This is a genomic window from Pseudomonas delhiensis, from assembly GCF_900187975.1.
GTDB lineage: Bacteria > Pseudomonadota > Gammaproteobacteria > Pseudomonadales > Pseudomonadaceae > Pseudomonas > Pseudomonas delhiensis.
Genome location: NZ_FZPC01000034.1, coordinates 50,032 through 63,644, shown reverse-complemented (window position 1 = coordinate 63,644; position 13,613 = coordinate 50,032). Strand labels below are relative to the sequence as shown.

General features: G+C 67.6%; 3 protein-coding genes and 1 pseudogene. 1 reads left to right on the top strand and 3 read right to left on the bottom strand.

Going from position 1 to position 13,613, the window contains the following annotated elements; translation table 11 throughout:
- The 3 genes and pseudogenes from CHC02_RS25510 to CHC02_RS30640 form a co-directional block, all read right to left on the bottom strand.
- A partial coding sequence (locus CHC02_RS25510) for a hypothetical protein (protein WP_141137699.1) occupies nucleotides 1-197 on the bottom strand: 197 nt, incomplete at its 3' end.
- A gap of 477 nt (nucleotides 198-674) precedes the next feature.
- Nucleotides 675-1,409 carry a site-specific integrase gene (locus CHC02_RS25505; protein ID WP_342351723.1) on the bottom strand — a complete coding sequence of 245 codons (735 nt, stop codon included), beginning with the start codon at nucleotides 1,407-1,409 and terminating at the stop codon, nucleotides 675-677.
- 61 nt (nucleotides 1,410-1,470) lie between these two features.
- Nucleotides 1,471-1,837 (bottom strand): annotated as a pseudogene (locus CHC02_RS30640) (site-specific integrase); the annotation flags it as partial.
- 409 nt (nucleotides 1,838-2,246) lie between these two features.
- Here CHC02_RS30640 and CHC02_RS25495 point away from each other — a divergent pair.
- Nucleotides 2,247-13,592 (top strand): VCBS domain-containing protein, encoded by an 11,346-nt coding sequence (locus CHC02_RS25495; RefSeq protein WP_089394187.1) that lies wholly within the window; start codon nucleotides 2,247-2,249, stop codon nucleotides 13,590-13,592.
- Nucleotides 13,593-13,613: the final 21 nt, after the last annotated feature.

Here is a 13,613-nt window from a genome sequence, read left to right as displayed (position 1 = left end):
GCGATACCGTCATCAGCGCTGTAGCCGTGCGTGACGGCCGTCGTTTGGCGCTGCAGCAGTTGCTGGCTGAGCACCGGCAGGATTTGCTGGTTGAGTAGGCTGTCGATGTTGCGGGCGCCGCTACCGAGCAGTAGGCGGAACTCGATCAGGGGCTGGGCGCGATTCGGATTGAGGCGGAGGCGAGTGAACTGGGCCATGGAGCGATCCTTGCTGAGGCGTTCGATTGAGCATCTGCGAGACCATCGACAGGTCCATACCTTCCACTGTGAAAATGGCATCTTGATCTTGCTTTACAGTCCCTTGTTCCCATGCACGTACGAGTTGCTGTTGGGAATTAACAACAGCCATGACGCGCAATGGCCTGAAATCGCAGTTACCTCTATGCAATAAATTAAGCCGCAATCACCAGAACGCTCTATAGGATTCGTCTGAAATTACGAAAGGCGGCAACCTAGGCAGGCCTGAGGAATTAATTGGGGGTTGATAATTACTACCCAGTATAATTTCTTCAATGGCAAAATTTTGCTAAAAGAATATTTGGGAAACGTCTTGCGATCTGATTCAGGAAATGCCTTGAGAAGAAGGGAGCCCAAAGCGTAAGCCGGGGATGTCTTTCGTACCGGAGGCAGTCCAGTACTTGCCGTTTCCAGAGTCGAAAAGCGGAATATGGCATCTCAACCACTCTGGTTCTTAAGCCCAGTTTCGCTTGGTGTCCTGCCATCCAGGGTGGGCACGTTATCGAGCTTACGAATGACACTCTCCAGCTTTTCCAAGTCGCCTTCGGCAATGGCTCGCTCATCAGGGGTCAGAGGCACAGACTCCAAGTACCGACCGATAGACGACTTGCCTTCCAATGCCTGAGCCCTTGCGCTCGCTTTCGGTAAGTTGAAGTCACACCCGGCACAGGCCATGCGGTGTGGACAACTGCTCCAGAACGGATTTGAGCAATACGAGTCACCCAGGTCATAGAAGGTGTAGGGCTCATCGGAATGGCGAGCAATGACGTCATGGTCGATCAAGACCGAGACCATATGGGCCATTTGATCGGCTTTAACAAAAGACGCAGCCAGCTTGGTAGGCCGAATTCGAATGTAATGCATCGTCGAATTTGGCGAACCATGTCCTGACCACTGCATCAACTCGATCAGCGACATGACTTGAGGGACGCTGGCAAGCGCTGTCTCCGCGGAAGCTCGTCCTCGGTGACTGGTGATTCGCCCGCGACTATCCTCCAGTGGCACGCCCGCCTTGGCGCATAGCATTGGAATGATGGTGCCATTGATGACACTGGAGCCTATGCGCTTGCCTCGAAACGGGAATAAGTAGCTAACTTTTTCCCCAGTTCGCTCATCGAGCAATGCGGCGATACCTGCGATGCTTTTCTCCCGCCATCCGGTATAGCCTCGCATGCGCAGAGGTTTCGCCAAAATCCCCATGGCAGCCAAACCGTGCGACACCTTGCCGACTGATCCTCAGTGAGGATGTCGGGCAGCTTAATGAGCCGCGGAACCAAGCCCCTGACAAACCCTGCATGACCAGGCACTTGAAGAAGCCGACCATGTTATCCACGAGGTACAGGGTTTTGCTTGCAAAGTCCCTGGAAAACCAGATGGTCGTACCACAAGCGGATGGCGGTAAGCCTTTGGTGCAGGGTCGAATTTGCTACTGCATTCTTTTCGCCAGGCAGCAGCTTACGGATGTAGAGCGAGACCTGTTCCAATGTCGCGGACTCGAGCTCGACCTCACTCCCTTCGCAATGCAATAAGTAATGTGCAAGGCCACGGCCATAGGCGTCCAGCGTGGCTGCTGCACGTCCCAGGTTACCCAATAGCTCCAGTCACGCTCGAACACTGGGATAGCGACTCAACACTTGCTCATGCGGTGTGGGGTAGTGGTCATGGGCGCCCCCTGAGCGTCAACGGAGTCAGCCTAGCTCAAAAGCATTCCACTTAACTTAATTTGTCGCCAAATGAAAACAGACAGGCCGGGGGCGCGCCCATCACCCTCCTCGGCCGGCAGGGAGGCCCGTCCTAGAGGCCGCGCGCAAACATGACCATTCAGTCATGAAATGCTTCTACGGGCACTCATTCATCTAATGCATATACCTCAGAAACTTCCTTAAGGAATTGATGTAACAAAACTGAGCAACTTCACGATTCCTGACTAGGCTAAGGGCCAGGAAATGCTCGCGTTAGAAGTCCGGGCGTTGTTTTCGATCGCTGACGATTTCCGATGTGGGTATTCGTATGGACATGCCGAAACCGAGCCGCCTGGCTGCCGCTTTCCGTCCCCGTGGCCAGGCCCTGGCGCTGGAGCCCAGGATCCTCTTCGATGGCGCCGCCGCATCCGCCGCCGACCAGCAACACCACGACACCGACCCGGCCGGCCAGGCCGACGCCAGCCACACGCCCAGCACCCCGGACGCCCAGGCCGCAGCAGCCAAGGCCCCGGGCCAGTCGCGCACCCTGGTGGTGCTGGACAGCCGGGTGGAGAACCGCGAACAGCTGACCGCCAACCTCGCCGCCAACGTCACCACCCTGGTGGTGGACGCCGGCCAGGACGCCCTGGCCGCCATCAGCGCCACCCTGGCGCAGCTGGGCAAGGTCGACTCGATCCAGATCTTCTCCCACGGCGCCTCCGGCCAGTTCACCCTGGGCAACCAGACCTTCACCGCGGCCAACCTCGACCAGTTCGGCAGCACCCTGAGCGGCTGGCGCGGCGAACTGCAGGCCGGCGCGGACATCCAGCTCTACGGCTGCGCCGTGGGCGCCGGCTCCGCCGGCCAGGCCCTGGTCGACCGCCTGGCGCAATGGACCGGCGCTGACGTCGGCGCCTCCAGCAACGCCACCGGGGCGGGCTCGGCCGGCGGCGACTGGAACCTGGAGGTACGCCACGGCGACCTGGACAAGAGCATCGCCCTGTCCGCCAGCACCCTGGCCAGCTTCCAGGGCCTGCTGGCCGACGCCGCGCCGACGGTGAGCATCGGCATGCCCGACAGCGACGTGCTGATCGGCGACCAGTTCACCTTCACCGTCGACCTGAGCAACGCCTCCAGCCAGGTCGGCTATGCCCCCTACGTCGACCTGTTCCTGCCGGCCACCGGCAAGGACGGCGACGACGGCATCAGCTTCGTCAGCGCCACCTACCTGGGGCAGCCGGTGAAATCCTTCGTCGTCACCTTCGACGCCAACGGCAACGCCACCCACCCGCTGGCCAAGGGACTGGACGGCAATCCGCTGGTGATCACCGCCGCCAGCGTCGGCATGCGCCCGGGCGACCAGATGGTGGTGCTGCAGGTGCCTTACGCCAGCGTGACCCAGGACCAGCCGACCATCTCCCTGCAGATCACCGCGCGGCTGAGCAACCTGGCCGACACCAGCCTCACCGGCGGCAACCCGGACCTGACCATCGGCGCCCGCGGCGGCTTCGAGTACGGCAACGACTCGCTGAACAACCCCACGGTCGACCCCAGCGTGGTGGAGGCCGGCCTGCACACGGTGCTGGTCCACCCGACCCTGGTCGAACTCACCCAGAACATCGACATGACCGAGGGCGAGACCGCCACCGGCCCCAACTTCACCCACAACCAGACGGTCACCGTCACCCCGGCCAGCGGCCAGACGCTGCACAACGTGGTGGTCACCCAGAGCGTGCCGGGCGACGTCCAGGTCACCGCCATCACCCCCGGCGCCGGCGGCACCCTGACCTCCATCACCCTGCTCGACGGCACCGTGCTGACCAACCCGGCGGCGATCGCCGCGGCCATCGCCAGCGACAGCATCTTCATCACCTCCTACAGCATCACCTACGCCACCCTGAGCGCCCCGACCACCTCCACCGTCACCTTCTACGTGCCGGAAGTGGGCGCCGACGGCAACGCCGTGCTCGACCCCGCCACCGGCAACCCGGTGACCATCGACTTCGGCGCCCCCAGCGCCACCGGCCAGTGGACGCCGCTGGACCCGCGCGACCTGACGCCGCCGGCCACCGACGTGGACTTCAGCGCCACCGGCGACGGCACCGGCGGCGAGTTCGTCGCCAAGGCCATCACCCTGCAGAAGCAGGCGGTGCTGCAGACCGACGTCGGCACCACCGGCCTGAGCCCGGGCGACACCCTGCGCTACGTGCTCAACGTGGCCCTGTCGGACTACTTCGCCTTCGGCGAGAACCTCCTGCGCGAAGGCCAGTTCACCATCACCGACACCCTCGCCGACGGCCAGACGCTGACCGGCCCGCTGACCATGACCGTCAGCCAGAACGGCGCCACCGGCACCATCAACCTGCTCTACACCGCCACCGCCAACGCCGACGGCACCACCACCATCGTCATCGACATCGGCGAGTCGCTGCGCCAGGCCTCGGAGCTGCTCGGCGCGCTGTTCGGCGACCTGGCCTTCGACGACGTGCAGACCGCCGCCACCACCGCGGTGATCAGCTACAACGTCTTCATCAACCAGGCCTACACCTCGACCTACCCGCAGAGCGAGATCAACGAAGGCGACAGCTTCGGCAACAACGCCACCGTCACCGCCACCGTGCTCGAGGACGTGGTCAACATCGGCGGCGACCAGAGCGACGGCTCCAGCACCAGCAGCACCATCGCCACCAGCCAGGTGGACATCGACATCGTCCAGGTCAACGGCGGCACCCCACCGGCCTCCGGCGAACTGCGCCCGGGCGACCTGGTGACCTTCCAGCTGTCCTACGACCTGGTCACCGGCGACTACGAGAACTTCAAGCTCACCGCCTACCTGCCGCTGCCGCTGCTGGACGTGAGCGGCCTCGGCACCCTGGCCCAGGGCAATGGCCTCAACCAGTGGAACTTCGGCGCCGGCGACAGCGACCCGGGACGGGCGGTCACGGTGTCCGCCGGCCCCGGCAACTCCATCGTGTTCGACTTCGGCGACTACCAGATCAGCCAGACCGCCGGCGGCAGGATAGTCGTCACCTTCACCCTGCGCGTCGGCGACCAGCCCTTCGCCGACCAGCGCTCGCTGGACGTGCTGGCGCAGTCCAGCCAGACCACCACCATCAGCCAGACCCCGCTGGTGTCCTCCGACGTGGAGGAAGTGGTGTCCATCGCCGAGCCGGTGCTGGACATCAGGCACGGCGTGGTTTCCAGCAGCAACGGCACGGTCACCGGCACCAGCGGCACCTGGACCGCGCCGGGCACCGGCGGCAAGCCCTTCGGCGGCAACGTCACCGACCTTGCGGCGATCAACGGCGACGTCAGCGGCATCGACGCCGGCGACACCCTGCGCCTGGCCACCGCCATCGAGAACAGCGGCGGCGGCGGCGCCTTCGACGTGGTCACCAGCATCACCCTGCCGCCGGACCTGGCCTTCGTCGGCGGCAGCCTGGCCGCGGCCAACCTGCAGATCTACCGCGGCGACGGCACCCTGCTGCAGCTGAACGTGGACTACAGCGTCTCGGGCAACACCATCACCTTCCTCGACGCCGGGGCCGTGGCCACGCTGCTGCCCGGGCGGGCCGGCACCGCAGCCGACAACAGCGGGCAGAACATCGTCGTCATCACCTACGACGTCACCGTCAACACCGCGGTGGCCGCCAACCGCACCCTGCAGAGCACTGCGAGCCTGTCCCACTACGCCAGCGTCGAGGGCGGCAGCGACTTCCTCCCCGGCGCCGACCTCACCGAGCTGGCCAACCAGCAGGTGGCCGCGCCGGTGATCAGCAAGGTCTTCGCCGGCGGCAGCCTGGACGACGGCGACTCCAGCGCCAGCCACACCACCGGCAGCAACCTGGTGGTCGGCGAGAGCATGCTCTACGACATCGTCGTGCGCCTGCCCGAGGGCAGCACCGGCAACCTCAGCATCGACGACCTGATCCCGCCGGGCATGCGCCTGGACACCAGCTTCAACGGCGGCCTGGGCTACCAGCTGATCCTCACCGCCGCGGGCAGCGGCGGCAGCCTGGCCCAGGACTTCGCCGGCAACGTGGTGATCAGCGGCATCGCCGGCGTCGGCGGCACCCTGGGCGCCGACGGCGTCGACGCGCGCTTCAGCTTCAGCGCCTTCGCCACCAGCGCGGACAACAACACCGGCAACAACACTTTCGTCATCCGCGTGCAACTGGTGGCCAGCAACGTCATCGGCAACCAGGCCAACAAGTCGCTGCAGAACAGCGCCAACCTGCACTACCAGGACCCCGACGGCGACACGCCCAACGGCACCACGCCGCTGGACCGCCAGGTCGACCTCAGCGGCGGCGCGCCGACCGTCACCCTGCGCGAGCCCACCCTGCAGGTCACCCAGACCGTCGACACCACGCCCGACTTCGGCGGCTTCGACGAAGGCGACGTGGTGGACTTCACCATCACCATCCGCAACGGCAGTGGCGCCAACGACTATGCCGCCTTCGACATCAGCCTGCTGGACACCCTGCCCGGCGAGCTGGACGGCGTGACCATCACCGGTGTCATTTACTCGGGCGCCACCAACAACGGCGGCGTCGACTTCGTCATCCAGGGTGGCCAGCTGGTCACCGCCAGCGGCGCCAACATCGACATCGCCAAGGGCGGCAGCATCGTCCTGCACCTGCGCGGCACGGTGAACGCCAGCGCCGCCGGCCAGGCGGTGTTCAACAACGTCGCCCAGGTGCAGTGGACCAGCCTCGACGGCGCCAACGCCGGCGAACGCACCGGCGCCGACGGCCTGCTCGATGGCGGCAGCCTGAACGACTACCGGCTGAACTCCATCCTGCCCTTCCCGGTCAGCAACGGCATCCGCATCTCCCACGTCGGCGGCATGCAGGACACCCCGCCGCCCACCAACGGCAGCGGCGCCACCGACACCTCCGGGATCACCGAGACGGTGGCCGTGGGCGAGGTGATCCGCTACCGCGTGGCGGTGCTGGTGCCCACCGGCGACAACCCCAACTACCAGATCCGCATCGAACTGGCCGCCGGGCTGGAGTTCATCCCGGCCGACCTGAACAACATCCTCATCGCCCTGGTGTCGAGCAACCTCAACGGGCTGTCCAGCGACGCCACCCTGGTCACCGGCGGCAGCATCTGGATGCAGGGCAACCAGAACAGCGCCGTGGCCCAGCCGCTCAACGCCGACCTCAGCGGCGTGGTGCCCAGCGGCCTGTTCGACGGCAGCCGCGTGACCATCGTGACCAACCCCGACGGCAGCCAGACGGCGACCTTCAACCTGGGCAACCTGACCAACACCGAGACCAACGACGCCGACATCGAAGGCGTGGTGCTGGAGTTCAACGTGCGCGTCACCAACGTGGCCAGCAACCGGAGCACCGCCAGCCTCGGGGTGCAGGCCTTCGAGCACGTCGGCCTGCCCGGCGAGGACGTCGACCGCGGCAAGAGCGACATCCTCTTCGAGCGCGTGGTGGAGCCGGGCTTCACCGGCCTGGAAAAGCAGGTCATCGACATCCTGCCGGGCGTCGGCACCACGACCACCACGGTCTCGGTGAGCTTCACCCAGAACGGCGAGATACCGGCCTACAACGTGCACCTGCAGGACCAGTTCCCCAACGGCAGCAACTACCAGGTGCAGAGCATCCTGATCAACGGCACGGCGCTGAACCTGGCCAACCTGCCGGCGGGGGTCAGCGTCAGCGCCAACGGCGCCATCGCCATCGACTTCGACCGCCTGGCGGTGGGCGACAAGGTGCAGCTGATCTACACCGTCACCGTGCCCAACACCGTGGTCCCGGACAACGCGGCCAGCGCCGCGGTGCTGACCTGGACCAGCCTGCCGACCGCCTTCGAGACCGGCGGCTGGGGCGGCTCGCTGCCCGGCACCGGCGGCAGCGCCGACGGCGAGCGCACCGGCCAGGACGGCACCGCCGGGCTGAACAACTACGTGCTCAGCGAAGGCGCCGGCCTGGGCCTGGTGCAGGGCACCCTGTGGGACGACACCCCGTCGGCGGACAACAGCACCACGCCCGACGGCACCGGCTTCGCCGGGCTGACCGTGCAGCTGACCTGGGCCGGCGCCGACGGCGTCTTCGGCAATGGCGACGACCGCGTGTTCAGCACCCTCACCGACGCCAACGGCCACTACGAGTTCGCCCTGCTGCCGGCCGGCAACTACCTGATCGTGGTGCCGCAGAACTTCCAGCTCAGCGCCAGCAACCGCTTCCACGTGCGCATCGATACCGACACCGGCACCAGCGCCAGCGGCCTGGGCAGCGTCAACGTCGCCCTGGGCGAAGGCGCCAGCGGCACCGCCGACGCCGGCTACGTGCACATCAACGAGGCACCGGTCAATACCATCGCCGGGCAGCACGGCCAGGAAGACACGGTGCTGCACCTGGGCGGCCTGGCCGTGGCCGACTCCGACGCCGGCAGCGGCATCCTCAGCATCACCCTCAGCGTGCAGCACGGCGTGCTCTGGCAGAGCGCCACGGCGCCGGCGCCGAACGCCACGCCGCCCGGGGGCGCCAGCAACACCCTGGTGCTCACCGGCACCCTGCAGCAGCTGAACGTGCTGCTGTCGCAGGTCTATTACAAGGGCAACCAGGACTTCAACACCTTCCGCGACGGCGAAACCCTGACCATGGTCACCAACGACCAGGGCAACTTCGGCGACGCGGACAACGACGGCATCCCCGGGCAGAACCCGCAGGACGCCCTGATCGACACCGACCAGGTGCAGATCATCGTCGACCCGGTCAACGACGCCCCCGTCGCCAACCCCGACACGGCCGACGCCGTCGAGGCCGGCGGCACCAACAACGGCACCCCCGGCAGCAACCCCAGCGGCAACGTGCTGACCAACGACACCGACGTCGACATCGCCACCAACAACGACGTGCTGCGGGTGATCAGCGCCGGGCCCCAGGGCGGCACCCAGCAGAGCGTGCCGGCCGACGCCTTCACCCTGGTCGGCGGCACCTACGGGACGCTGGTCATTTCCGCCGCCGGCGGCACCACCTACATCGTCGACAACAACAACCCGGCGGTGCAGGCGCTCAGGCTGTCCGGGCAGACGCTGACGGAAACCTTCACCTACACCATCAGCGACATCGCCGGCGCCACGGCCACCTCGACCATCACCGTCACCATCCACGGCGCCAACGACACCCCGGTGGGCGTCAACGACGAAGCCACCGCGGTGGAGGCCGGCGGGGTGAACAATGGCACCGCGGGCGTGAACCCCAGCGGCAACGTGCTGACCAACGACACCGACGTCGACAGCCTGGCCAACGGCGAGACCAAGGCCGTCACCGGCATCCGCAACCTGCGCGAATCGGCCTCCGGCGGCATCACCGACGTCGTCGACGGCACCCCGGCGGTCATCGCCGGCACCTACGGCACCCTGACCATCAACGCCGACGGCAGCTACACCTACGTGGTGGACAACGACAACACCGAGGTGCAGCGCCTGGTGCCAGGCGACCAGCTGTTCGAATACTTCACCTACCGCGTCACCGACGCCGGCGGCCTGAGCGACCTGGCCGAGCTGCGCATCACCCTCGACGGCGCCCACGACAACCCGGTGGCCAGCGACGACCAGGCCTCGGCCCAGGCCGCCGCCACCAACGACCCCACGCTGGAAAGCAACCCCAGCGGCAACGTCATCCTCTTCCCCAGCCGCCCGGGACCGGTCACCCAGCCCGGCGGCAACGGCGTGGACAATGACGTCGATCGCGTCGACCGGCCCAACACCAACCTGCACGTCACCGGCATCAGCTCGGCCACCGAGCTGTCCAACCCCGGCATGACACTGGTGGCGGCGGGCAGCACCTCCACCAGCAACGGCACCGTGATCCAGGCCACCTACGCCGAGCAGAACGGCGCCCAGGTCACCGACCCGGACTCCTTCGGCGCCCTCACCATAGGCGCCGACGGCTCCTTCACCTTCGACGTCAACAGCGACAACATCACCATCCGAAACCTGCCCGCCGGGCAGACCATCCAGGTCATCTACACCTACGAGATCACCGACACCGAGGGCCTCACCGACCGCGCCCAGCTGGTCATCACCATCCGCGGGGTGAACGACCCGCCGGTGGCCCAGGTGGTGGTGGCCACCGCGGTGGAAAAAGGCGGGGTGAACAACAGCTCCCCCGGCAGCGACCCCAGCGGCGACATCACCCTCAACGCCACCGACCCGGACGGCGAACCGATCAGCGTGGCCACGGTGAACGGCACGCCGCTGTCGAGCACCGGCCCCACCGTCATCGTCGGCACCTACGGCACCCTGACCATCAACGTCGACGGCACCTACAGCTACGCCCTGAACAACGCCAACCCCGATGTCGAGGCGCTGCGGCTGGACACCGACCGCCTGTTCGAGGGCTTCACCTACACCCTCACCGACGGTGTGGGCGGCGTCTCCGAGCCGTCCTTCCTGCTGATCGTCATCCACGGCCAGAACGACAACCCCGTGGCCCGCGACGACAGCGCCGCCGCGGTGGAGGCCGGCGGCATCAACAACAACCAGCCGGGCGTCGACCCCAGCGGCAACGTGCTGCTCACCGACCCGGCCGGGCCGGGCAACGACAGCGACGTCGACGCCCCGGCCAACGGCGAGACCACCAGCGTCAGCGCCGTGCGCACCGGCGCCGAGTCCGGCAGCGGCAGCGCCGGCAGCCTGGGCGTGGAGCTGCGCGGCCAGTACGGCTGGCTGACGCTCAACGCCGACGGCAGCTACCGCTACCGCCTGGACAACAGCGACCCGCGGGTGCAGGCCCTGCGCAGCAGCGCCGACCAGCTGGTCGACACCTTCACCTACACGGTGATCGACACCGCCCAGGCCACCGACCAGGCCACCCTCACCATCACCATCAGCGGCGCCAACGACACCCCGGTGGCGCAGAACGACAGCGCCACCGCCATCGAGGCCGGCGGCCTGAACAACGGCACGCCCGGCAGCAACCCCAGCGGCAACGTGCTGGGCAACGACAGCGACGTGGACGCCGGCGACGTGCTCAGCGTGGCCGGCTTCCGCCAGGGCGTCAGCATCGGCACCGTGGGCAGCGCCTTCGCCGCCACCTACGGCACCCTGACGCTCAACGCCGACGGCAGCTTCAGCTACGTGCTGAACAACGCCGACCCGCGGGTGCAGGCCCTGCGCACCGCCGGCGACACCCTGCAGGAAGTCTTCACCTACACCCTGCGCGACCTGGCCGGCGCCACCACCACCGCCACCCTGACCATCACCATCCAGGGTCGCGACGACAACCCCCTGGCGGTGGACGACAGCGCCGAGGCCGTCGAGGCCGGCGGGGTGAACAACGGCACCCCGGGCAGCAACCCCAGCGGCAACCTGCTGACCAACGACACCGACGTGGACGCCGGCGACAGCAAGACGGTCGACGGCATCCGCACCGGCACCGAGGCCTCCAACGGCACCTTCACCGCGGTCAACGGCAGCCAGGTGATCGCCGGCCAGTACGGCGTGCTGACCCTCGGCGCCAACGGCGCCTTCAGCTACGTGCTGAACAACCAGGACGCCCGGGTCCAGGCGCTCAAGGCCGGCGAGACGCTGGTGGAGACCTTCAGCTACCGCATGCGCGACACCGCCGGGGCCACCGACGTCGCCCAGCTCACCCTCACCATCCGCGGCGCCTACGACACCCCGGTGGCCAACGACGACCTGGACCTCGCCCTGGCCGCCAAGCCGGACATCAGCGACGGCGTCGACCCCAGCGGCAACGTGCTGGACAACGACACCGACGTGGACGCCGGCGACAGCAAGAACGTCAGCGGCATCCGCAGCGGCCAGGAAAGCGCCGGCGGCGCCCTGCAGGCGGTGAACGCCGGCACCAGCAACGCCAACGGCACCATCGTCGACGGCCTCTACGGGCAACTGATCATCGGCGCCGACGGCACCTACACCTACCACGTCGACAACAGCAACCCGGCCGTGCAGGAGCTGGGCCTGCTGGAAACCCTCAGCGACTACTTCACCTACGAAGTGCGCGACGGCGGCGGCCTGGTGGACCTGGCGCAACTGCACATCGTGGTGTTCGGCCTCAACTCGCCGCCGGTGGCCAACCCCGACAGCGGCGACGCCACCGAGGCCGGCGGCCTGAACAACAACGTCCCCGGCGTGGACCCCGGCGGCAACGTGCTGAGCAACGACACCGACCTGGAGAACGACCCGCTGACCGTCACCGAGGTACGCACCGGCGCCGACACCAGCACCCCGCCCGACGGCGTGGTGGGCGTGCCGCTGCAGGGCCGCTACGGCACCCTCACGCTCAATGCCGACGGCAGCTGGAGCTACCGGGTGGACAACGCCAACCCCGAGGTGCAGGCCCTGCGCATCGCCGGCCAGACATTGTCCGACGTGTTCACCTACACCATCGCCGACCGCTGGTTCACCACCAGCAGCACCCAGCTGGTGATCGTCATCCACGGCGCCAACGACACCCCCATCGCCCGGGACGACAGCGCCATCGCCGTGGAGGCCGGCGGGGTGGACAACGGCACCCCGGGGGTGAACCCCACCGGCAACGTGCTGGACAACGACCAGGACGTCGACGGCGTGGCCAACGGCGAGACGCGCCAGGTACTCACGGTGAGCAGCGAAACCGGCGCCGCGGCGAATGCCGGCAGCGTGCTGCAGGGCCGCTACGGCACCCTGCTGCTCAACGCCGACGGCAGCTACCGCTACGAGGTGAACAACGCCGACCCCGTGGTGCAGGCCCTGCGCACCGCAGGCCAGACGCTGCGCGAGGTCTTCACCTACCGCATGCGCGACACCGCCGGCGCCACTTCCGATGCGCGCCTGACCGTGGTCATCCAGGGCGCCGACGACAACCCGGTGGCGCGCGACGACGGCAACGTCGCCAGCGACCAGGTGGTGGCGCCCCAGGCCAGCGGCAACGTGCTGCCCAACGACAGCGACGTGGACGGCGGCGACGCCCTCACCGTGGTCGGCGTGCGCGCCGGCGCGGAAAACGGCAGCGGCAGCGCCGGCGCCATCGGCCAGGCGCTCGCCGGGCGCTACGGCGTCCTCACCCTCAACGCCGACGGCAGCTACACCTACAGCATCGACATGACCAACCCCGAGGTGCTCGCCGCCGCCGGCCTGGGCCAGGTGCTGCAGGACATCTTCACCTACACCGTCGCCGACCTCGCCGGCGCCACCGACCAGGCCCAGCTGGTCCTCACCCTGGACATCGCCTCGCCGTACATCGAACCCCCGGCCGGCCCCTACTTCGGCGCACGTGCCGGCGACCGCGCGCCGCCGCCGGTCAACCTCGACCTGCAGCCGGCGATCTTCGTGCTGCCGGAGGTCGAGCGCATCGAACAGCGCCTCATGCAGTCCATGTGGCACGTGGACGGCAACCGCGCCGACCTGTTCGTCACCCCCGAGGTCGAGTCGCAGTCGCTCGGCGCCGGCCTGGGCCTGGTGCCCGGCCAGTACGTATCCCAGGCGGTGGCCGAAAGCCGCCAGGCCAGCGAACGGGAAATGGCCTGGATCCTCGGCCGCCACGGCCGGGCCAACCTCAGCGCCGACGGCCTGCTCAGCGAGCCCTCGCTGTGGGCGCCGCGCGCCAGCGACCTGGTGCCGGCCGAGAAGCCCGCGCAGACCGCCCGCGGCTTCCGCGAGCAGCTGCGCCAGGCCGCGCAACGCCGGGGCAGCGCCAACTGAATCAGGACCGACAGAGAAAAC